This is a genomic window from Arthrobacter sp. CC3 (assembly GCF_039907775.1).
GTDB lineage: Bacteria > Actinomycetota > Actinomycetes > Actinomycetales > Micrococcaceae > Arthrobacter.
Map to the genome: position 1 here is coordinate 60,115 of NZ_JARCCY010000021.1, position 22,073 is coordinate 82,187.

Genomic DNA, 22,073 nt, shown 5'->3' on the forward strand with positions numbered 1-22,073 from the left:
CGGAACGCTGGACCAAGGAGCCACCCAATGCCGTCCCTGGACCTGCGTGTCGACCGAAATTCGCCCGTCCCGCTCTACCGGCAGGTGGCATCGGGCATAGAAGCCGCCATCCATGACGGGCGCCTGGCCCGGGGTCAGCGGCTGGAGAGCGAACTCGCCCTCGCCGCAACGCTGCGGCTTTCCCGGCCCACCATGCGACAGGCCATGGACGAGCTTGTCCGCCAGGGACTGCTGGTCCGCAAACGCGGCGTAGGAACGCAGGTGGTTGCCGGTCCCATCCGCCGCGCCATCGATCTCACGAGCCTTTTCGATGACCTTACCGGCAGCGGGCGCACACCGGCGACGGAAGTCACTTCCTTCTCGCACGGACCGGCCGCACCACAGATCCAGGACACCCTCCAGCTTCCGCCCCGGTCCACCGTCTACCACGTCATCAGGCTCCGCTCCGTTGGCGGGGAGCCGCTTTCCCTGATGGAGAACTGGATCGCCGGCACCATCCCCGGCATCACCCCGGCGCTCCTCGAGGTGAATGGACTGTACGGACTGCTGCGCGGGGCCGGCATCAACCTGCGAGTCGCGAGCCAGAGCATCGGCGCCACCACCTCGGACGCGCGGCAGGCCGGGCTCCTCGGTGTCACCCCGGGTAGCGCCCTCGTCACCATGCAGCGAACAGCGTCCGACGACAACGGCCGCGCCATCGAAACCGGCCGGCATCTCTACCGGGCCGACTCGTACACCTTCGACGTGACGCTTGTGCAGCGGTGAGTAGGCACCTCACCGAAACGCAGGCGGACGACGGCGGGAGGTCCCCGGCGTCGCTCACCGTCGCCGCGTACGGCAGAAGATCGCGGCGATTAGGTTCCCAGCTGGGCCGGGAAGAGGACGCTGGTGGTGATGCGGTTCTAAGAGATTGATGCGGGGCGGATAGCGCTCGACGGCGTGGATGTCACCTCGGTTTCCCGGCGCGAGCTGCGCTCGCGGAAGGGCATGGTGCCTGCATTGTTGCTGGCTGCGGGCGGGACTTACGAGCAGCTGTACGAGGCCCAGTTCGCGGCTCCTGTGGCGGAGGTTTGATGGCTGGTTCTACTTCCGCAAAGTCCCGGTCTTAGAAGCCATCGAAACCAGGAAAAGCCAGTCAGGCGCTCCCCGAGCCCGTTGCTACCTATTTCCATCCCCCCACCTAAAGCGACGCGGCTCCTGAGACTAAGTCTGCAGCCGTGGCTTCTCGTCGTCGATTGAGGCGATCGCCCCACTTCCTCAAAGCTGGACGTTTCCGCTGTAATTCCTCTAAGACCGTCCACCACCAGATTGTTCGGACGCCTGAGAAGAAGGCGACCCCCACGGTGGCGGTGACACTGAGGGTCGCCATAGAGACTTTGACGAATGCTCTAGCATCGGCCCAATCAGCCCAAAGCGTGGCAAGGACCTCAGCGAACCAGTCCCCAATCCAGAGTTGCAGGCAATTCCCGGCGAGTATGATGATTACGGTTCCCAGATGAAGGGCCTGCCAACGAAGCTCCGGCTCAAAGGGATCACTCCGGCTTAGCCCCCTGTAGCCGATAAGGCCCGCCGCTGTGGCCCCGGTCACAGCGGTGCTCAGCAATAGCGCTATCGGCACTGATTCTTCCAGAGTACCTAGGGCCAGCTGCAACGAAAGTATCTGCCACGACAGAAATGCCACCAAGACGATAATCACTGCCGCGAGTATGAATGGAGTTCTGCGTTCGTTCGGCGAGGCAGGTTTCGTTTCTTCGTTACGCCACACTTTGATGTCTAGACGTTTCTGCGTGCTGGCCGTGAGCCTATTCCGTACATGGTGGTGAATGGGGCGTGAATACTTGAAATCGACAGGATCGAACGAAACTTTGAAATATGTTCCCCCAATGTCATACGTTCCAAGATGTGACCCTGGATACAAAATCCTGTCGAGCTCATCGTTCAACTTCACATTGACGTGAACGACTCTTCTTTTGTGACACAAGTTTCCCCCAATAATTCTGTTTTATCTATTTTTGAAGTGGAATTATCAACCGAGCGTTCTCGGTAACTAATCAACCTCCAGTGCCGAGATGATTTGTGCAAGTTCTGCCGCAGTCATAAACTTTCCCTGCGGGTCGTATCTCCCAAGACATCATTTGGATCGGAATGAGTGTTTCAAATTGGATATTTGTCAACAGCGATGATACTTTGTAATATGCTTGAAGCTTGCAAAGCATGCATAATTCAGTTGCCATCTCGCCGACGAGATCTATGAAGACTGAAGATTAGCGTGGCAAAGAGAGATGGATTGATTCACTAGCTAGAGGCTCAATAAGGCATAACTTTTATTGAACTCAGTTTTTAGCAAGTCGGGAATGCGATCAAGACTCTGAATAGTGCCTAAAGCCTCATGGACGTAGTGCTTCTTCCGTGACGAAATTCCACTTGAGTGAGTATGCAGGAATTCTGAGATTTGTTGAAACAATCGATGATCATGTTCGGATAGCACGCTATCACCCTTCACCCACCCCCGAATACAGTTGATTGTGCATTCTGCCAAGGCATTGACCAGTTTATTGTCGTGGTGCGGAGTGCTAAGAAGAACCTGACCGCTGTAGAAGCCTGTTTTTGCCTTTTCGTAGGCGCCCCTGAAGTTTCGCGCTTTGTACTCATCGTCAGCCCACCGTGCCCAAGAGTCTATTAGGACCGTGGAGATGATGAAATGGTGCTTGCCCGTCGCCGAATCCTGGGCTTCCTCGAGGTACTCTTGCCCTTCTTTATACTGGCTTGTCCAAATGAGGACCTTGCCCAGGAGGAGCGCAGTGTCACCGCAGGGATAAGACTCATGGGCCCTTCTTGCGTGTGGGAGCGCCAGTGTTGCGTTGTGGAGGCGACGCGCTAGGACGTCGGCTAGAGCATGGCTGGCTGAAGCAATCGATGGTGGGTCAGAGGCATACGAAAGCGCAGTTTGATATTCCGAAACAGCGGTCTCGTTATGGTCCTCAAGGGCCCGCACATAACCCGAGACGCGATATACCTCTGAGAACTCTGGGTTGAAGCTTTTTGCTCGTTCGAGATGTTCGTATGCCTTGGCAAACTTATTGGATTTTGCCAGCGTCAACGCCATTTGCAGAAGATACATAGCTGGGTAGTCATTGGCATCACGCGGCCTCACGCGTAGTGGACTGATCATTCGCTTTTGGGAGTAGCCCTCTTCAATGGACGCCTTAAACTGACGTTCTCGCAGAAGGACGGCTGCGATAAAACTCCCCGTATGGTCTGGGCGTGCTAAGAAGGATCTTGCGGTTGGTGTAAGCGCAAGCCTGCCAGCTATCGCGCCGGCAGCTTCAGCCTCGACTACCACAAGGGACCCGCGCGTGAGTTCTTGAGTGACAACCCTAAGTTCGTCGATCATCATCTCTGTAAGGATGGCGAATTCATCGAACCCAATCGCGCGGTCCAGCGCTCGGAGTACGGTGAGCACGGCCTTGGAATTTTCACTTAAGCTGTCGTAAACGTTCTTGACGCAGAAATCGAGCAGCTCCCTTTGATCGCGCAGCGTATCCAGCGGGACGCGTCCTGCTTCACTAGCGAGCACATACCACCGGATTGCCAGTGGGCTGTTTCGTAGTTGTTGGACGACGTTGGTTATGGTGACCTCTGACAAGCCTGCCAAGCGTTTTTGCTGTCGGGCAACCGCAAATTTTCTGAGTAGTAGTTTGGCTTCTTGCTCACTCAGTGGCGGGAGAGGAAAACGTCGCTCAAGTTGGCCTATGCCGAGTCGACTTGTGAAGAGGTAGTTCACGGAGTTAGGTAAAGCATCATACATCTCGACGATTTCTTGCCCCTGAGCCGATTCGAGATTATCAACAATAATTAGGCATTCAATGCCTGTAAGGGCAGATGCCAGTTCCGTGAGACTGCCCGAAAAAGTCGAGTCGAGTCCCCGCCCTAGAGCAACAATCGTATGATCAAAACCCTGGATGGCGTCTTTGAGTTCCTGAACTCCGTAGGCGGTCAGCTTTTCGGTTTTGAGGGAGACCCACAGAACGGCTTCGTAAGGATTCTCGTCGCTATCGACGAGGGTGTACGCAACGTCAAGAGCTAATGCAGTCTTTCCTATTCCACCTTCGCCAGTAACTGTAATCACTGAATTTCTGCGGTTTCGCAGACTATCCAAGAGTTTTTGGGCCTCCGCTTTCCGACCAATGAATGTTGTCTCATCCCAATCGGGTTCTGGCAAATTGTGGAGGGTTCTCTCAAATGGGGCAGGTAGCTTTTCGAAATAAGGCTCCCAAGTTGGGTCATCCTTAAGGCGCCCCAACGTTTGGCGGGTTGATTGCCAGTGTCGCGAGCCGAATGCGCTAAGCAGGGATATGGTCTTGCTGGGGTCGTCTGACCCAAGCGGTCGACCGTGCATAACGCGGTGGCGTATAGGCACAAGCTGTGAGAATGAGGCAGCGTTCAAGCTCAGTTCGCTCGTCAGCTCGTAGGGTAGTTCACCCTTGTTGCGAACCATCACGTCGAAGCAAGTTTGGATGTCTAGATAGTGAATCACGCTAACGTCTTCGCCGTTCGGATCGACTTCTTGACGCCGCTTTGCGTTGGAGAATTCGTCCGCTGTGAGAAGAAGGTTCTCTTCCTGATGATCCAAGAGATATCTCTCCACAACACTGCGCATATCCTGCTCGAACCCATCGATCAGGACGTACAGGCGCGCCCGACTCATTCGCAGCTCACTGGTGTTGGCCAAAACTCCCCCTTTGATTGGCTGGGGTAAGGCTACGCTATTGGTGGACGAATGAGGCGCTGTCAATGCTCGGCTCAGATCGTGTCACTGGAGTTCACTGAGGCTCATTGCATTCAGCTCACGGCCCACTTTGCGGCTCCGGGATCGATAGTCCATCGCCCAGTGGTCAGGCAAAGCAACTCCGGCGTTTTAGCTGCGTAGCAGCCCTGCCAGGCCGTCGCCGTCCGACCCGCCAGCAACGCTGTCCCGATCCCAAAACCCGGCTCGACACCTCGACTACACCCGCACCGTTCAAGCGCATTCCCGCTCAGCGACGGCGGAACGAGTGGCAACGGCTCCCACGAAGGCGGACGGTCCGCCGTCGTCCGCTTTCCCTGCAACTGGTGCAGGGCAGCACCGCCCACCCCCCGCCGTAGTACACAGACACACAGTGCACTGCACGGGCCCCCGCCGTAGTCTGTTTAGATGCCTCGTTTTGCGCTTGATATTGAGTCCGTCCCCCGCCCCGCCCGTGCCCAGGCCCTGCTGGACGCAGTGAACCACCGGGTCGTTATCGCCGACGGGGCGATGGGAACCATGCTGCAGGGCAGGGACCTTTCGCTCGAGGACGACTTCCTCGGCCTGGAGGGCTGCAACGAGATCCTCAACCACACCCGGCCGGATGTCCTCGCGGACATCCACGACGCGTACTTCGCCACAGGCATCGACGCCGTCGAGACCAACACCTTCGGTGCGAACTGGTCCAACCTCTCCGACTACGGCATCGACGACCGGATCGAAGAGCTCGCCCGCAAGGGCGCGGAGATCGCCCGGGAGCGCGCCGAAGCGGCAGAAAAAACTGACGGCCGCATGCGCTGGGTCCTGGGCTCCATGGGGCCGGGCACCAAGCTCCCCAGCCTCGGGCACACCAGCTACGACTACCTCAAGCAGACCTTCGCCCTGCAGGCCGAGGGCCTCATCGACGGGGGAGCGGATGCCTTCCTCATCGAAACCAGCCAGGACCTCCTGCAGACCAAAGCCGCAGTCAACGGCTGCAAGCAGGCCATCGTCACCCGCGGCGTCAGGCTCCCCATCTTCGTTGAGGTGACCGTTGAAACGACCGGAACCATGCTGATGGGCTCCGAGATCGGCGCCGCGCTCACCGCCCTCGAGCCGCTCGGCGTCGACGCCATCGGCCTGAACTGCGCCACCGGGCCGGACGAGATGAGCGAGCACCTCCGCCACCTCTCCAAGCAGTCCTCCGTCGCCATCGCCTGCATGCCCAACGCCGGCCTCCCGGTCCTTGGCCCCAACGGCGCGCACTATCCGCTCTCACCTACCGAACTCGCCACCGCGCACGAGCAGTTCGTGCGCGAATTCGGCCTGGGCCTGGTGGGCGGCTGCTGCGGTACGACGCCGGAGCACATGGCCGCCGTCGTCGAGCGCCTTGCGCCGTTGCGCGAGAGTGCCGCGGTCACCAGCGGCGGGAGGGGCGCCGACGGCAGCCGCCTTCCCACCGAGCGTGAAGCCGGCATCGCTTCCCTCTACCACCACGTGAACTTCGACCAGGAGTCCGCCTACCTCGCCATCGGCGAGCGGACCAACGCGAACGGTTCCAAGGCGTTCCGCCAGGCGATGCTGGACGAGCGCTGGGACGACTGCGTGGACATCGCCCGCGAGCAGGTCCGCGTCGGTGCGCACCTGCTCGACGTCTGCATCGACTACGTGGGGCGCGACGGCGTGGCCGACATCAAGGAGGTCGTCTCACGTTTCGCGTCGGCCTCCACCCTCCCGCTCGTCATCGACTCCACCGAACCGCCCGTCCTCCGGGCCGGGCTCGAACTCATCGGCGGACGCCCGGTGGTCAACTCCGTCAACTACGAGGACGGCGACGGCCCGGACAGCCGCTTCGCGCGCATCATGCCGCTCGTGAAGGAACACGGCACCGCCGTGATCGCCCTGACCATCGACGAGCAGGGCCAGGCACGCACCACCGAGGGCAAAGTGGCCATCGCCTCGCGCCTCGTCGACGCCCTGGTGGGCGAATGGGGGATGCGCGTCGAGGACATCATCGTCGACGCCCTGACCTTTCCGATCGCCACCGGCCAGGAAGAAACCCGCCGGGACGGCATCGAAACCATCGAGGCCATCCGCCAGATCACCGCCAAGTACCCCGGCATCAACACCACCCTCGGCGTCTCCAACGTGTCCTTCGGGCTGAACCCGGCAGCGCGCATGGCCCTCAACTCGGTGTTCCTGCACGAGGCCGTGCAGGCCGGCCTGACCAGCGGCATCATCGACGCCGCCAAGATCGTGCCGCTCGCTTCCCTGCCGGAGGAGCAGCGCAAGGTGGCCCTGGACCTCGTTTGGGACCGTCGCGAATACGACGCCGACGGCAACGTCACCTACGACCCCCTCAACATCATGCTGGACATGTTCGCCGGCGTCGACACAGCAGCACTGAAGGACCAGCGCGCCGCGGAACTCGCGGCGCTGCCCACGGGCGAACGCCTGCAACGGCGCATCATCGACGGCGAAGGCAAAGGCCTCGAAGAGGACCTCGACCTCGCACGCAGCGAGGGCATGACCCCGCTCGGCATCATCAACGACCAGCTGCTCGAAGGCATGAAGGTCGTCGGTGAGCGCTTCGGCGCCGGCGAGATGCAGCTGCCGTTCGTGCTGCAGTCCGCCGAGGTGATGAAGAACGCGGTGGCCCTGCTCGAGCCGCACATGGAGAAGTCGGATTCGTCCGGCAAGGGCACCATGGTGATCGCCACCGTCCGCGGCGACGTGCACGACATCGGCAAGAACCTGGTGGACATCATCCTCACCAACAACGGCTACAAAGTGGTCAACATCGGCATCAAGCAGGGGATCGCCGAGATCATGGCCGCAGCCGAAGAACACAACGCCGACGTGATCGGCATGTCCGGCCTGCTGGTGAAGTCCACCGTGGTGATGAAGGAGAACCTCGCCGAACTCCAGTCCCGCGGCCTCGCGAAGAAGTGGCCCATCATCCTCGGCGGCGCAGCCCTGACCCGCGCCTACGTGGAGCAGGACCTGGCGGAGCAGTTTGAAGGAACCGTCCGGTACGCCAAGGACGCGTTCGAGGGCCTCTCACTCATGGAACCGCTGGTGCAGGTGGCCCGCGGCGCCGACCCCGACGCCGTCGGCCTCCCGCCGCTGAAGAAGCGGATCCATAAAGGCGGCCCGAAGTTTACGGTGACCGAGCCGGAAGCGATGCCCGGCCGGTCCGACGTCGCGTCCGACAACCACGTGCCGTCGCCGCCGTTCTGGGGCACCCGCATCGTTCGCGGTGTCGCCCTCCACGACTACGCCACCTTCCTCGACGAACGAGCCACCTTCATGGGGCAGTGGGGACTCAAGCCCGGCCGTGGCGAGGACGGCGCCTCCTACGAGGAACTCGTGGAACGCGAGGGCCGGCCGCGCCTGCGGTACTGGCTGGACCGCATCCTCGGCGAGGGAATGCTCGACGCGTCCGTGGCGTACGGCTACTTCCCGGTGGTCTCCGAGGGGGAACAGGTGGTGGTGCTCCACCACGGTACGGATTCCGACGGCGTTCTCGGCACCGCGGGCCTGCTCGCCCCCGACGGCGGCTCAGGCGGCCCGATCGGCACCGAGCGGCTCCGCTTCGACTTCCCGCGCCAGCGCCGCGACCGGCACCTGTGCCTTGCCGACTTTGTGCGCTCGCGCGAATCCGGGCAGGTGGATGTCCTGCCGGTGCAGCTGGTCACCGCCGGCTCGAAGATCGACGAGGTGACCGGCGAGCTGTTCAAGGGAAACCACTACCGCGACTACTACGAGCTCAACGGCCTGGTCATGCAGCTCACCGAGGCGCTCGCGGAATTCTGGCATGCGCGCATCCGCTCCGAGCTGGGCTTCGCTTCCGAGGAGCCGAAGGACAAAGCCGGCCTGTTCAAGCTCGACTACCGCGGTGCCCGGTTCTCGCTCGGCTACCCCGCGTGCCCGGACATGGAGGACCGCCGCAAGGTCACCGAGCTCCTGAAACCCGAACGGATGGGCGTGGTGCTCAGCGATGAGCTGATGCTGCACCCCGAGCAGTCCACCGACGCGTTCGTGTTCCACCACCCGGAGGCGAAGTACTTCAAGGTGTGAGTTGGAGCCGGTTTCAGCAGGAACAAAGGCCTAAGCTTCCCCTATGGGAATTATCATCACACTGCTTATCATCTGGCTTGTCCTGTCGATCCTCGGCTTCGTGGTGAAGGGCCTGCTGTGGCTGGCATTCATCGGCCTGATCCTGTTCGTGGCCACGGCCGTGTGGGGCTGGTTCAAGCGGAAAACTAACGCCTGATCTCTTCCAGATCAGATACGACGGCGGGTGGGTCCTTGGTGGCCTGCCCGCCGTTGTTGTACACCGGCTTCACCCGCCGCAGTGCGGCGAGGATGGCCCGCCCCACCACGGCGATTCCGACGATCGTGGTGACGGCACGCAGGGTGTCCCAGCCCGCCGTCGACGTCACCAGCGAGTAGAGCAGGAAGCTGCTGAGGTTGGTGCCCAGCGGGGCGCCCGGTATGTAGGAGATGCCGGTGCCGGCGCCCACGGCGAAGGGCCAGAACCACAGGTTGGTCAGCAGGCCGAACAGGTAGGACGCCACAACCCCGTAGCCGCACAGCATCCACAGCTCGGCCTTGCCCCGCACCCGGCGGGGGAGCAGGCCGGCCCCGGCGCCCACCCATGCGCAGGCGAAGATCTGGAACGGCGTCCACGGCCCGATCCCACCCCACAAGGCGCTGGAGAGGGCAATGGTGGCGGCACCGAGAAGCATGCCGAAACGCGCACCGAAGGCCCGGCCGGCCAGGATCAGCAGGATAAAGACTGCCTCCACGCCCCCGACGCCGGTGCTCGCCACCCGCACCGCCGAACCGACGGCGGCCAGGACGCCGAGCAACGCGACCGTATGAGCGGAGCGGACCGAGCCGTCCACGGACACAACGACGGCGACGGCGGCAATCGGTGCGATGGCCAGCGCCGCGTAGGGGAGGGCCGCGGCGGCATCCTCCGGGAAGGCCGCGGCGAGCAGCGGCCAGCAGAATGCTGCGAGGGCCAGAAGGTTTGCGGCCGTGAGCACTGCCAGTTCGACGCCCCGCGGCATCCGGATGTGGCGCTGTTTTGCCGCGCCCTGGGTATCCGTTGGTTCGATGACCCGTTGCCGCGGTCCGGCACCCGCTGGCCGGGAAAACGGCAGGGGCGGTTCAGGTGCAGCGGCCGCCGCGGCTTCCGGCACGGAAGAGGGCGCGACGCCGTCACGCATCGGCAGGATCCGGGCCCCGAGGCCGTGGGCAAAATCGAGGTCGTGCGTGGCGATCAGGACCGCAGCACCGGAGTCCGCCGCCGCCCGCAACGCCGCCGAAACTGCCGTGCGGGCCGCGGGATCCAGCCCGCGGGTGGGCTCATCGATCAGGAGGACCTGGGGGTCGTCCATGGTCTGCAGCGCGATGGCAAGGATCCGGCGCTCTCCCGCGGAGAGGTCCCGGGGGTGCTCATGCCCAATGGGGATCCGGACGTCTCCCCGCAAACGGGCCAGGCGTGACGCCGCAGGCATTGGGGGAAGTTGGGCATTGCTTGGGCGGCGCGCGGTGCGGGCCTGACGCGCAGCCCGCGCCTGGCGCCGCTCGGCCGCGCGGAGCTCTCCCGCCACCGTATCCCTGGTGAAGAGGTCGTCCGAGGCGTCCGGGACAAGGGCGACGCGGCCGCCGTCGACCGTTCCTTGACGGTCCCTGCCTTCCAACGTGCCTTCACCGAGGGCCAGCGCCACGAGGACGGACGACTTCCCGGCCCCGTTCGGCCCCACCAGGGCCACCACTTCGCCGCGGTGCAGGGTCAGGGACGCGTCGCGCACCAGCGTCTTGCCTTTGCGGTGCACCGCAAGATTTGCCGCGGTCAGCACCGGCGCGGTCAGCACCGGCGCGTGCTCATCGTAGGAGGCCGGGGCTGGGCCGTGAACACGAGGCAGAGGCGCGGAGGGTGAGGCACCCGGCACCAGGGCGCCGTCGTCGATGGTCCACCACGAGTCGGCAACCGGGACGAACTGTTCCGCCCGGTGCTCCGCCGCGATGACGCAGACACGGTCTTGGCGGGCGAGGACGTTGAGCACGGCGATCACGTGTCCGCGCGCGGCGGTGTCAAGGTCGGCCAGCGGCTCATCGACCAGGAGCAGGGCCGGATGCTCCACCACTGCCGCGGCGATGGCTACCAGCGTTGCCTCACCCGCGGACAGGGTGCTGACGTTCCGGTCCAGCAGGGCCGACACTCCGATATGCTCAGCGACCTCCAGCACCCGGGCCTTGGCGGTTCCGGATGCCATGCCGCGCAGCTCCAGTGCGAGGCCGATTTCGTCCCGGACCCGGGTGGTGGCGAAGGCGGCGCGGGGATTCTGCAGGACGACGCCGATGAGGCGCGCGGTATCGCGCGGGGGTGTGGTGGCACGGTCCGTTCCGGCGACCCGCACGGTGCCGGAGATTTCTCCGCCGTCAACGTGCGAGAGGAGGCCGGCGACGCCCCGCAGGATGGTGGATTTGCCGGAGCCCGTCGGCCCGGTGATCACCGTAACGGACCCGCTCGACGGCGTGAACCCGGTGATGCGCACCTGCGCGTCACCAATGCGGAACAGTGCGTCCCGGACCAGAAGCGGTGCGTCGGTACCGCCGATGGATGAATGGGGTGCCCGGCTCCCGAAACCGCGCAGCTCCAGGGCTGCGGCCACCCGGCTGGCATGCTCGAGGGTGCGCTCCAACACGGGCACCAGGGCCCGGGGCCCGAACCGTTCGCCCCGCAACCGGAAGGCCAGGCGGACGGAGGTCACGGCGTCGGAAAGTGCCGGGAGCGCCGCCCAGGCCACCACAAGGGTCCGGGCCAGGCCCTGCATGGGGCCGCCGCGGGCCAGGTGCACAAAGCCGCGGGCCACATCCACCCAGGCGTTGAGAATGCCGAAAGCGAGGATCATCCCGGCAATCGGCAGGGCGGACAGGACCGCCGCCCACAGCCCCTGCGCCGTGACCGGACCGAGGAGGACCACATGGGCGTACGGGGCAGGCAGCGGCACTGCCGGCAGGTCGAGCAGGACCGGTCCGCCGAGGCCCGCCCCATTGAAAAGGATGCGGTAGATGACCCGCGCCGCGATGAAGACGACGGCGAGGGCCGCCCCAGCTCGTAACGGCGCGGGTCGAAAGGTCATGCCTTGGGGGCGGCCGGTTCGCCGTCGACCGTGAAGAGCAGTTCCAGGCTCTGGCCCGGGCTTACCTGCAGGGTGGCGAGGCCTTCCTGTGCGTAGGCCCAGTCGCCGGTGGCCGGCTTGACCCAGAGGGCCCAGTAGGCGAAGGCTGCGGGCATCTTGCTGCAGTCTTCCCGGTACGTGCCGCCCTTGTGGGTGATGTCGAGGTCGGCGGCGGGCACGCCGTTCACCCGGCATACCAGTTCCTTGGGGTACTGCGCGGTGCCCTCGGTTTTCACCTTTGCCTCGTCCAGCACCTTGGAGGCGGCAGTCGGCGCGTCCACGGGCACGCAAACGGACGTGTCAGCGGCAGCCTGCTTGAGGGAGCCGGAATCGACGATGACCTTCACGCCGGTGCAGGGCCCGGCGGCGGCGCTGGATGAAGCCGCTGCCGTGGAGGCAGGGGCAGAGGTGGTGGGCTGGGTGGCGGCCGGCGCGGAACAGGCGGCAAGGGCAAACAGGAGACCGGCGGCGGCGAGGGAGCTCGCGGCGGCGGTGCGGATCTTAGTCAAAGTCACCTGTCAAGGGTAGGACGTGCTTGTCCGGATCCGGAGGCCGTCGCGTTGTGTGACGTTAAGTCACTCACCTGCGCGGGAGTCACCAACGCAAAAGGGCCGACGACGGCGCTCAGGTGAGTGCCGTCGTCGACCCTTCCGGGGGCGTTACGACGCTTCCGACGCGGTTACCAGCGCATCCTCCGGAGCTTTGCGCTGCGCTGCCTCGTGCTGCGCTGCTTCGTCCTGCGCTGCGCGGTACTGAGCGGCACCAGCCGACGACGGATGTGCGGCGACCGCCGCGGCGTGCTCGGCCAGCACCCCGGTCTGGTGGCGGATCTTCAGGCGGTAGAGCAGGGTCCCGCCAATGATCACAGCGGCCACGAAGATCACGCCGCCCCACTGCAGGTACCACTCGAACGGCGGCACCGAGTTGTAGATCTCCGGCCGGGGCCAGACCAGATTCAGTGTCATGGCACCGCCCCAGAAGACCGCCAGGATGTTCACCGGCAGGCCCCATTTGCCAAGGCTGAATCCGGGCTCGGTGCCGTCTGCGGCGAGCGGCCACTTCTTCAGGAGCCGGTTGCGCAGCAACGGAACAGTCACCAGGAGGTAGGACAGGTAGATCAGGACGATGCTGATGCTGGACATGATGGTGAAGATGGCCGGCTGCATCACGTTGACCAGCAGCGGAATGACGGCCATAACGCCGATCACGATCGCCGCGATCTTGGGGGTCCTGCGGACCGGATCCACCTTGCTGAGCTGCCGGCTGAGCGGCAGGTTGTTGTCCCGGGCCATCGCGAACATCATGCGGATGGCGGCGGCATGGACAGCCAGGGTGCAGACCACCACGGCCACCACGATGCAGGCCAGGAAGGCCTTGCCGAACGGTCCGCCCAGGACGGAGAGCACAATGTACTGCAGGCCGCCGTCGGCAGCTCCCACCTTGGGATCGGCCAGGTCCGGTGCGGCCAGGATGCCAAACAGCAGGATCAGGCCGCCCAGCAGGAACGAGGCCGTAATGGCCCGCAGGATGGCTTTGGGTGCCGTGCGCTTGGGATCCTTCGTTTCCTCGCCGAGGGAGCTGGCGGTGTCGAAGCCGTACATGACGTAGCCGGACGCCATGGCGCCGATGAGGAAGACGCCGAAGAAGCCAAGGTCGTGCCCTTCGCCGAAGCCGGCAGTGTCGAAGAAGACCTCGGGCCCCCGCACCACGTGCCAGCCCAGCGCGAGGATCAGCAGCACGGCCGCGGTCAGCTCCACGAAGACGCCGATGCTGTTGATCCTGGTCATCAGCTTCACACCGAAGGCGTTGATGAGGGTGGAGATGGTGATCATGATGGTGGCCAGCACCACGCCGTTCATGGCGAAGTCGTAGGGTCCGGTGCCGTCACCGACGAACTGGAAACCGGACCAGAGCTGCGGCAGGGTGAGCTGCAGGGCCAGCGCCACGGAGCCCAGCGCCACGATGGAGGAGAGCAGCAGCAGCCAGCCCGCCAGCCAGGACGAGGTCCCCGACGAGAGCCGCTTGGCCCAGTTGTAGACCGATCCCGCCACGGGGTAGCGGCCGGCCAGCTCGGCGAAACAGAGCGCCACCATCAGCTGGCCGACGAAGACGATCGGCCAGGACCAGGCGTACGCCGGGCCGGCCATGGAAAAACCAAAGTAGAACAGTTGGAAGACGCCGGTCAGGATGGAGATGTAGCTGACGCCTGCGGCGAAGCTGGCAAACTTGCCGATGCTCCGGTCCAGGGTCTGGGTGTAGCCAAATTCATCCATGCCGCTTGAATCAATACTCTTGCTGGGTTCCAAGACGTGAACTCCTAAGTCAGAAAAGTACGCACGATGCACCCCGCGGCCGCCATTGGACGCGGGTGAAATCAACTAGCCTCCGGAACTTGCCTCTCAGGCGAAGGACGGGCTGAGCTCCACCTCTTTCTCTTCAGCGGCCCTCTCAGCGCCATCGGTGTGTCCGGCGCGGATGAGGTCCGCCCGGATCAAATCCGCGCAGCGCTCGCCGATCATCATGACGGTGATGTTGGGGTTGACGGTGACGTGTTCCGGCATCACGGACGCATCCGCGACGCGCAGGCCGGTGACGCCCTTGACCCGCAGCTCGGGATCCAGCGGTGACAGATCGTCGTCGGCCGGGCCCATCCGGACGGTGCCCACCGGGTGGTACACGGTGTTGTGGGTCTTGCGGATGTACTCCCGCAGTTCCTCGTCCGTCTGCGCCTCGACGCCGGGCGATAGCTCGCGGCCGGTCCATTCGGCCATGGCCGGCTGGGCCGCGATTTCGCGGGCCTTGCGGATGCCGGCCACCATAACGCGCATGTCGTGGCCTTCGGGATCCGTGAAGTAGCGCGGGTCCACCATGGGCTTGTCGCGGAAGTCGCGGCTGCGCAGCCGGACGGTGCCGCGGGACCGGGCGTGCGTGACGTTCGGGGTGAGGCTGAAGCCGTTCTCGGTGGTGGGGTAGCCGTGCCGCAGGGTGTTCATGTCGAACGGGACGGAGCCGTAGTGCATCATCAGGTCCGGGCGGTCCAGTCCGTCCTCGGTGGGAGTGAAGATGCCGATCTCCCACCACTGGGTGGAGGCCTGCACCATGGGTTGCCTGGCCTCAAACTGGACCACGCCTTCGGGGTGGTCCTGGAGGTTTTCGCCCACGCCGGGGGAGTCCGCCAGCACCTCGATGCCGTGCTGGGCCAGGTGCGCTGCCGGGCCGATGCCGGAGAGCATCAGCAGCTTGGGGGAGTCGATGGCGCCGGTGGACAGGATGACCTCGCGGTGCGCGGAGAGCCGGTGGGTCCGGCCGAACGCGGAGTCCACCACGTCCACGCCGGTGCAGCGCTTGCCCGCGTCGAACACCAGCTGGCGGGCGCGGAGGCCTGTGAGCAGGGTGAAGTTGGGGCGGTCGATGATGGGGTGGATGTAGGAGACCGAGCTGGAGGCCCGGGTGCCGTCCGCGCGGCGGTTGATCTGGAAGAAGTTGGCGCCGTTGACCACGGTGGTGCCGGAGTTGAACTTCGCCCGGGGAATACCCGTCTGTTCACAGGCGTCCAGGAGGGCGACGCCGGCAGGATCCACCGGGGGGACGTTCATCAGGTGCACCGGGCCCGAGTCCCCGTGGTGGGGTGCGTCCGGGCCGGCGTCCTCATTGGTTTCCAGCCGCTGGTAGAGCGGCCAGGCGGCGTCGGCGTTCCAGCCGGCGGCTCCATACTTGGACTCCCACTCGTCCAGGTCCTCGCGGGGTGCCCAGAAGGCGATGCACGAGTTGTGGCTCGAGCATCCGCCCATCACCTTGGCACGGGCGTGGCGCATGAAGGAGTTGCCGTTTTCCTGCGGCTCCACCGGGTAGTCCCAGTCGTAGCCGGATTCGAGCAGCTCCATCCAGCGGTCCAGCTGCAGGATTTCGGGCAGGTTGCGGTCATCCGGGCCGGCCTCCACGAGGGCCACGGTCACGTCCGGATCCTCGCTCAGCCGGGCGGCGACTGCGGCACCGGCGGATCCGCCGCCGATGACGACGTAGTCGAACCCGCGCTCGGTGAGGTCCTCAATGTTGTCGTAGTGCATCTAGTTCTCCTTGCCGTGGTCAGCAAACCAGCCGGTGACCTGCGGGCTGGTGTTCTGGTAGATGTGCTTGGCTTCCTGGTATTCGGCCAGGCCCGTGGGACCCAGCTCGCGGCCGACGCCGGACTGGCCGAAGCCGCCCCACTCGGCCTGGGGGAGGTAGGGGTGGTAGTCGTTGATCCAGATGGTGCCGTGCCGCAGCCGGGATGCCACGCGCTGCGCCTTGCCGGCGTCCTGGGTCCAGACCGCGCCGGCCAAGCCGTAAATGGTGTCGTTGGCGGTGGCAACCGCTTCGTCCTCGGTGCGGAACGTTTCCACGGTGACCACCGGGCCGAACGCCTCGTCGGTGACCACGGACATCCCCCGCCGGACGCGGTCCAGGACAGTGGGCTGGTAGTAGAACCCGGCGTCGTACTTTTCTCCTTCCGGCGCCGCACCGCCGGTCCGCAGCCGCGCACCCTCCTGGACGCCGCGCTGGACGTAGGCGTGGACCTTGTCGCGGTGGGCCGCGGAAATCAGCGGGCCGGTTTCGGCGGCGTCATCGAACGGCCCGCCGATCCGGATCTCCCGGGCACGGCGGACCAGCTCGTCCACAAACCGTTCGGCGATCGATTCCTCCACCACCAGCCGGGCCCCGGCGGAGCAGACCTGCCCGGAGTGGACGAAGGCGCCGTTCAGGGCGTTGTCCACGGCGGCGTCGAAGTCCGCGTCCGCGAACACCACGTTGGGGTTCTTCCCGCCAAGCTCCAGTGCCACCTTCTTGACGGTGCCGGCGGCGGCCGCCGCGATCCGCTTGCCGGTTTCCAGCCCGCCCGTGAAGGAGACGAGGTCGACGGCGGGGTGTTCCGAGAGCGGGGCCCCCGCCTCCGCGCCGGCGCCGGTCACGAGATTGGCGACGCCGTCCGGCAGGCCGAGGTCCTGCAGCAGCTGCATGGCCAGGATGGCGGTGGACGGGGTCAGTTCGGAGGGCTTGAGCACGAACGTGCAGCCTGCGGCCAGCGCGGGCGCGATCTTCCACGCCGCCTGGAGCAGGGGGTAGTTCCACGGGGTGATCAGGCCGCAGACACCCACGGGTTCGTAGACGATTTTGCTGACGACGGCGGTGTTTCCGGCGTCGACGATGCGGCCCGCCTGCTGCCCGGCGAGCCTGCCGAAGTACTCGAAGCAGGCGGCAATGTCGTCCATGTCGATGCGGCTCTCGACCATGCGCTTGCCCGTGTCCAGCGACTCGGCGCGGGCGAACTTTTCCCGGCGTTCGCGCAGTCCGGCTGCGACCTTAAGCAGGAAGGTGCCGCGCTCGGGTGCCGGGACATTCGACCAGATTCCGGAGTCGAAAGCTGCACGGGCTGCGGCGATGGCGCGTTCGGCGTCCTCCCGGCCGGCCTCGGACACGGTGGCCACCAGTTCGCCGTCGGCGGGGTTGCGGATTGCACGCACGGCGCCGGAGGCGGCCGGCTCCCAGGCACCGTTGATGAACAGGGTGGATGCTGTCTCGGTTGTTGCGGTTCGAATGACGTCATGGGCTGGTGTGGCGTAAGTCATAGGAAGGACAGTAATGCAGATTGAACGAGTGTTCAATAGTTTTTTGAACACTCGTTCAATGCTACGTAGGGAGGTCGCGCTGCCCGTGCCGGTAGTTCAGGGCTTGTGCTGCCCGGGGTCCTGGACGGTGCGGTCCTTGTGTGGTCCTAGACGGTGTGGTCGTGAAGCGGCGCGAAGGCGATTTCCTCCGTGCGGGCGATGCTTCGCTGGATGGCGGCCGGATCAACGCCGAGCAGCGCCGTCAGCCACATGCCGTTTTGAATGACCACAATGTCAGCTGCCCTGTCCCGGCAGGCCTCCCAGGACAGGTCGGGTTGCGCGTTGGAAACGAGTGCCGCGAGGCCGTCGAGATAGCGGTCGAAGGCCTCGGCGTTGATCTGCGCATAGCCCTCGTCCGCCTGGGCGAGGGCCCAAAGGTGGAGGCGCAGGGACAGGTAGCGGGTGGTCAGCAGATCAGCGGCCGCCACTCGCCGCAGGGCCTTGCGCAGCTGTTCCTCGGGGTCTGACGAGGGGTCGGGTGCCACCAGCAGGAGGTCGTGCTCGTCCACCCGGCGGAGGGCTGCCCGTATGAGGCTCGTCTTGTCGTCGTAGTAGTAGTTCACCAGGCCCAGCGCGACGCCGGCTTCGCGGGCCACGGCCCGCATGCTCACCCCCGAGATCCCGTGGCGGGACAGCAGGTCCAGCGCCGCCTCGAGAATGCGCGACTGCCTGTCCATCTGTTCGCCGGAGTTCACGGCCTTGGTCCCCATCTGGCCAGACTATTGCCTAACCCGTCACGAGTGCACTTTGAGGGGCCGCGTGACCTTGCGTGTAGGCGGTCAGGAGGTGGACCGTGTGTCGAATGCCGCCGCCGATTCCCGCAGAAGGCGTGCGACGGTGTCCACGGGCGTGCTGGCTGCCCGCCGCCGGTCGAACCGCCGCAGGACGATGCGCCGCGTGCCCAGGCCGGGGACGTCCAGGACGTCCACCCCGTCGTGGCTGACGCCGCTCAATGCGAGGGTGGGTACGATCGCAACGCCCTCGCCCGCCGCGACCAGTGCCAGCGCGGTCAGCGTCTCCTGGTACTGATGAACCGTCTCCATCCGGGCGCCCGTTGCCTGACGGAGCCGGCCGAGGACCGAAGCGTTGGCGGCGGAGGCGTCGACGCCGAGCCAGGGAATCGGCAGGTTGCCAAGGTCGATGTTCTCGGTGGTGAGCAGGGCGCCGGCGGGAACCACCAGTTTCCACGGCTCGTCCAGGAGGGGCTCCTCGATCATTCCGGCGGACAGCGAGCCCTGGGCGGCCGTCGTCGAATCGAGCTCCACCACCACGGCGTCGAGCGCGCGCTGGCGGAGCATCCGGACCAGGTCGGGGAAGTCGTCTTCAACTATCCGGATCTGCAATTGCGGGTAGCGGGTGCGCCACTCGGGCAGGCGCGGGATCACCACCGTGCGGACAAAGCTGGTGAATCCTCCCACCCGCACCACCCCTGCGACCTTGGCCCCGCTCTCCATCCGGGCGCGGGCGACACTGAGTGCGCGTTCGATCTCCTCGCCGGCTTCGGCAAAGGCCAGGCCTGCGGGTGTCAGAACGGAGCCTTTGGGTGTGCGCACCACCAGCGCATGCCCCGTCTCGTCCTCCAGTTTGTTGAGCTGCTGGGACACGGCCGACGCCGTGATCCCCAGTTCGTCAGCCGCGGCGAGCACTCCGCCGGTGCGGGCAACCGCAAGGAGAATTCGCAGCCGGCGCGGATCGATATCCATGTTAAGTAGTTCTAAACCACATCTTCAGAGGAATGCAATTGATCTACAGGCATGTCGACCTCATAATTGCAGTTGAAAGCCAAATCCAGGGATGCCTGATCCAATCGGAACCAGCCCCAAACACAAAAATTCAGCCCGCCAGCTGTCCACTCCGCCCTGCGGAGGGCAGCCGGGCATCACCCCCGAAAGGACATCATGGAACTGCTCTGGGAAATTGCCGGCTGGGCAGGCGCTGTCGCCATCCTCAGTGCGTACCTGGCTGTGTCCATGGGGTGGCTGAAGGCCGGAAAGGGCTTCCAGATCGCGAATCTCCTCGGTTCCTGCGCCTTCATCGTCAACGGCGCCTTCCACGAGGCATGGCCGTCGGTGGTCACGAACATCGCCTGGTTCCTCATTTCCGCAGTGGCCCTTCTTCGCATGCGGTCCACGCAGGCGGCGCCGGTCCCAGCCGTCGAGGTCCCGCACGTGCAGTTTCCCGGCGTTCCCGAAACCGGCCAGATGGCCATCGTTGAAGCGCCCCGGGCACCCAGCTTCACTTAGGCCGAAACTCAAGCAGAGCGACTGTTGAGCGGACGACGGCGGGAGGTTCCGCCGTCGTCCGCTGCCGTTTCGCGGGCGGTAACAATTGGTCAACTGGTTGGCGGATTCCGGCGACGTTGTCTGATAATCAAAGTAAGGCTTGGGCCGCGTGTGCCGGTTCATCCGCCCCAAGAATCCGCTCGCCTCGGAGCCGCTGGTCCTCGCTCGCAGGCAACACCTTCAAATAATTCAGGGATATACCTCTATGGACAGTTCAGGTTTCATGGCACTTTTCCTTGCCGGGACAGACGACACCGCCACGAGCGCGCTCCCGAATGCCCCGCGGGTGCACCGGAAAACCAAGCTTGAGTTGTCGCGGTGGTCCGCCATGCGGGGCCGGATCGCCAGCCTGCTCCACCGGCTTGCGTGGGCCATTGAGCCGGATACGCACCGCATCCGCTGACCACCGCGTTCCCGCCGTGCCGTGACGGTTCAGCCGGGGACTACCGGCCGCTAGCCGAGGCTGCCTGACCGGGCTTGTGGCCGGGATCTGCCTGGGCCAATGTCCCGCGGAGGCGAAGTTCTCAAGGGATCCGGTGGACAGAGGCTGCCGGGTGGTTGCCGTTGATCAGGTCCAACAGGATTTCGGCCGCTCTCGCTCCCATTTCGGCCAGCGGCGGAGGGAAGGTGGTGATGCCGGGTCCCCAGATTTCGAACCAGTCCGGATCGCCGTACCCCGCCAGGGCCAGGTCCCCGCAGGGGTTTGCCGGGCGGAATCTGAAGTATATTCGGACAAGGAAACGACCCGGTCGCATCGCAGGATCAAGGGAGGCGGATCTCTGAATGGCGTCAATGCCACCCGCCACGCTGGAAGTGAGTAACGCCGCCGTCCAACGTCTCGTGAGGGAACAGCGGCCCGATCTTGGCGATCGCCCTTTGGTGCGGATTGAGAACGGCTGGGACAACGCGACCTTCCGGCTCGGCGACGACCTGGCCGTCCGGCTGCCGCGCCGGGCCGAGGCCGTTCCGCTGATACTGCACGAGCAGCGCTACCTTCCGGACATCGCCCGCCGCTCCCCGGTTGCGGTTCCTGTCCCCGTCCATGCCGGCCGGCCGACGTCGGACTTTCCCTGGCCGTGGAGCATCGTGCGGTGGGTGCCCGGAGACGCCGCGGCGGACGTCGGCCCGGCAGATCGCGGCCGGGCAGCTGAAGGCTTGGCCGATTTCCTCCTGTCCCTGCACGTGCCCGCCGAATCCGGCGTCCCGGTGAATCCTTTCCGCGGTGTGCCGCTGACGGACCGTGAGTCAGCGGTGGTGGAACGGCTCAGGGACCGCGAACGCTACCCCCAGGCAGCACCGCTGGGTGCGGTGTGGGCGGAGGCCAGTGCCGCTAAAGCCTGGGCTGGTCCGGCGATGATGCTCCACGGCGACCTTCACCCGGGCAATATCCTGCTGGCGGACGGCGGCTCGCTGGCCGGCGTCATCGATTTCGGCGACGTCGGGGCAGGGGACCCCGCCGTTGACCTCGCAGTGGCGTGGCTGATGTTCGACGCCGGCGCCCGCCGCCGCTTCATGGGCGCCTTTGGCCCCGCAGTCGACGGGGACACCTGGATGAGGGCCCGCGGCTGGGCGCTGGTCCTGTCCACGGCCATGCTGAGCAACTCCGACGACAATCCGCGGATGTTCGCCGTGGGAGAGTTCGGGATCAGCCAGATCCTGGAAGGCTGACTTTGCACCCTGATGCCGGCCCCTAAATGTCGGTGGCTGCTGTCATGCTGTGGGTGTGGAAAGCGGTGCGGTTGCGGCGACGTTGGAGGCCATGGGGGCCTCCTTTGTTGCGCTGGCTGCCTGTGCCGGTCGCGTGGACGGAAACGCTGCCGGGAACGTGGCCCCGGCCGGTGCTGACCCGCTCCAGGATGAGGCGGACGCGTGCCTGGACGGTATGGCTGAGGTGGGTGGCCTGGAGGCCATGCTTGCCGCGCTGAAGGTGCATTTTGCTGCCGGGTACGCGCACGCTGCTGCGGCCTTGGCGGCCCCGGCCGGTTCCCCGCGGGAGTGCACCGCCCGGGACATGGCGGTGACGGCAGAGGTGGCGTGTGTCCTGACGGTGAGTGAACGGTCGGCGGCCGCGCTCCTGGCGGATTCAGCCACCCTGACCGAGGGCTTGCCGCTGACGCTCGCTGCGCTGGGGGCAGGGACCATTTCATGGCAGCACGCGCGGGTGATGTGCGATGAAACATCC

General features: G+C 65.1%; 16 protein-coding genes and 1 pseudogene. 8 read left to right on the forward strand and 9 right to left on the reverse strand.

The window, feature by feature from the left end; translation table 11 throughout:
* Positions 1-27: 27 nt before the first annotated feature.
* Both PV761_RS14010 and PV761_RS14015 read left to right on the forward strand, forming a co-directional pair.
* Positions 28-765, forward strand: coding sequence for a GntR family transcriptional regulator (locus tag PV761_RS14010; protein WP_347897590.1), 738 nt, complete (start codon positions 28-30; stop codon positions 763-765).
* Between the two features lie 174 nt (positions 766-939).
* Entirely contained in the window at positions 940-1,074 is a 135-nt protein-coding gene (locus PV761_RS14015; protein ID WP_347897595.1) for a hypothetical protein, read from the forward strand.
* A 106-nt stretch (positions 1,075-1,180) separates the two neighbouring features.
* Here PV761_RS14015 and PV761_RS14020 read toward each other — a convergent pair whose 3' ends face one another.
* Positions 1,181-1,696: a hypothetical protein gene (locus PV761_RS14020; RefSeq protein ID WP_347897597.1), complete on the reverse strand. Its 516-nt coding sequence runs from the start codon at positions 1,694-1,696 to the stop codon at positions 1,181-1,183.
* 603 nt (positions 1,697-2,299) lie between these two features.
* Positions 2,300-4,732 carry an ATP-binding protein gene (locus tag PV761_RS14025; protein ID WP_347897599.1) on the reverse strand — a complete coding sequence of 811 codons (2,433 nt, stop codon included), beginning with the start codon at positions 4,730-4,732 and terminating at the stop codon, positions 2,300-2,302.
* Positions 4,733-5,194: 462 nt separating this feature from the next.
* On the opposite strand from PV761_RS14025, the gene metH reads away from it, so the two are divergent.
* Positions 5,195-8,845, forward strand: a complete 3,651-nt coding sequence (gene metH, locus PV761_RS14030; RefSeq protein WP_347897601.1) for a methionine synthase — start codon at positions 5,195-5,197, stop codon at positions 8,843-8,845.
* 43 nt (positions 8,846-8,888) lie between these two features.
* Complete coding sequence (locus PV761_RS14035; protein ID WP_028269736.1) at positions 8,889-9,041, forward strand: LPXTG cell wall anchor domain-containing protein; 153 nt, start codon at positions 8,889-8,891, stop codon at positions 9,039-9,041.
* On the opposite strand, the gene PV761_RS14040 is transcribed toward PV761_RS14035, so the two are convergent.
* The 7 genes from PV761_RS14040 to PV761_RS14070 all read right to left on the reverse strand — a co-directional run bounded on the left by PV761_RS14040 (position 9,031) and on the right by PV761_RS14070 (position 19,312).
* Entirely contained in the window at positions 9,031-11,925 is a 2,895-nt protein-coding gene (locus tag PV761_RS14040; RefSeq protein ID WP_347897604.1) for an ATP-binding cassette domain-containing protein, read from the reverse strand. The genes PV761_RS14035 and PV761_RS14040 overlap by 11 nt on opposite strands.
* On the reverse strand, positions 11,922-12,479 hold the full coding sequence (locus PV761_RS14045; protein ID WP_347897606.1) for a hypothetical protein: 558 nt from the start codon (positions 12,477-12,479) through the stop codon (positions 11,922-11,924). The genes PV761_RS14040 and PV761_RS14045 overlap by 4 nt, the downstream gene beginning before the upstream one ends.
* Positions 12,480-12,623: 144 nt before the next feature.
* Entirely contained in the window at positions 12,624-14,237 is a 1,614-nt protein-coding gene (locus tag PV761_RS14050) for an APC family permease (RefSeq protein WP_347897608.1), read from the reverse strand.
* Between the two features lie 126 nt (positions 14,238-14,363).
* Positions 14,364-16,031, reverse strand: a complete 1,668-nt coding sequence (locus tag PV761_RS14055; RefSeq protein WP_347897610.1) for a GMC oxidoreductase — start codon at positions 16,029-16,031, stop codon at positions 14,364-14,366.
* Entirely contained in the window at positions 16,032-17,570 is a 1,539-nt protein-coding gene (locus PV761_RS14060) for an aldehyde dehydrogenase family protein (RefSeq protein WP_347897612.1), read from the reverse strand.
* Between the two features lie 146 nt (positions 17,571-17,716).
* Positions 17,717-18,319: a TetR/AcrR family transcriptional regulator gene (locus PV761_RS14065; RefSeq protein WP_028269746.1), complete on the reverse strand. Its 603-nt coding sequence runs from the start codon at positions 18,317-18,319 to the stop codon at positions 17,717-17,719.
* A gap of 69 nt (positions 18,320-18,388) precedes the next feature.
* On the reverse strand, positions 18,389-19,312 hold the full coding sequence (locus PV761_RS14070) for a LysR family transcriptional regulator (protein WP_347897615.1): 924 nt from the start codon (positions 19,310-19,312) through the stop codon (positions 18,389-18,391).
* Positions 19,313-19,507: 195 nt separating this feature from the next.
* Between PV761_RS14070 and PV761_RS14075 the strand changes: the two genes are divergently transcribed.
* The 4 genes and pseudogenes from PV761_RS14075 to PV761_RS14090 all read left to right on the forward strand — a co-directional run.
* On the forward strand, positions 19,508-19,852 hold the full coding sequence (locus PV761_RS14075; protein ID WP_051628728.1) for a YgjV family protein: 345 nt from the start codon (positions 19,508-19,510) through the stop codon (positions 19,850-19,852).
* A 262-nt stretch (positions 19,853-20,114) separates the two neighbouring features.
* Positions 20,115-20,294 carry a hypothetical protein gene (locus tag PV761_RS14080; RefSeq protein ID WP_347897617.1) on the forward strand — a complete coding sequence of 60 codons (180 nt, stop codon included), beginning with the start codon at positions 20,115-20,117 and terminating at the stop codon, positions 20,292-20,294.
* Positions 20,295-20,674: 380 nt separating this feature from the next.
* Positions 20,675-21,559 (forward strand): aminoglycoside phosphotransferase family protein, encoded by an 885-nt coding sequence (locus PV761_RS14085; RefSeq protein ID WP_347897619.1) that lies wholly within the window; start codon positions 20,675-20,677, stop codon positions 21,557-21,559.
* Between the two features lie 91 nt (positions 21,560-21,650).
* A pseudogene (locus PV761_RS14090) lies at positions 21,651-22,073 on the forward strand (endonuclease); the annotation flags it as partial.

Coding starts and splice junctions, on each gene's coding strand:
- PV761_RS14010 (WP_347897590.1), top strand. CDS start 28: ATGCCGTCCCTGGACCTGCGTGTCGACCGAAATTCGCCCGTCCCGCTC.
- metH (WP_347897601.1), top strand. CDS start 5,195: ATGCCTCGTTTTGCGCTTGATATTGAGTCCGTCCCCCGCCCCGCCCGT.
- PV761_RS14035 (WP_028269736.1), top strand. CDS start 8,889: ATGGGAATTATCATCACACTGCTTATCATCTGGCTTGTCCTGTCGATC.
- PV761_RS14040 (WP_347897604.1), bottom strand. CDS start 11,925: ATGACCTTTCGACCCGCGCCGTTACGAGCTGGGGCGGCCCTCGCCGTC.
- PV761_RS14050 (WP_347897608.1), bottom strand. CDS start 14,237: ATGGATGAATTTGGCTACACCCAGACCCTGGACCGGAGCATCGGCAAG.
- PV761_RS14055 (WP_347897610.1), bottom strand. CDS start 16,031: ATGCACTACGACAACATTGAGGACCTCACCGAGCGCGGGTTCGACTAC.
- PV761_RS14060 (WP_347897612.1), bottom strand. CDS start 17,570: ATGACTTACGCCACACCAGCCCATGACGTCATTCGAACCGCAACAACC.
- PV761_RS14065 (WP_028269746.1), bottom strand. CDS start 18,319: ATGGGGACCAAGGCCGTGAACTCCGGCGAACAGATGGACAGGCAGTCG.
- PV761_RS14070 (WP_347897615.1), bottom strand. CDS start 19,312: ATGGATATCGATCCGCGCCGGCTGCGAATTCTCCTTGCGGTTGCCCGC.
- PV761_RS14075 (WP_051628728.1), top strand. CDS start 19,508: ATGGAACTGCTCTGGGAAATTGCCGGCTGGGCAGGCGCTGTCGCCATC.
- PV761_RS14080 (WP_347897617.1), top strand. CDS start 20,115: ATGGCACTTTTCCTTGCCGGGACAGACGACACCGCCACGAGCGCGCTC.
- PV761_RS14085 (WP_347897619.1), top strand. CDS start 20,675: ATGGCGTCAATGCCACCCGCCACGCTGGAAGTGAGTAACGCCGCCGTC.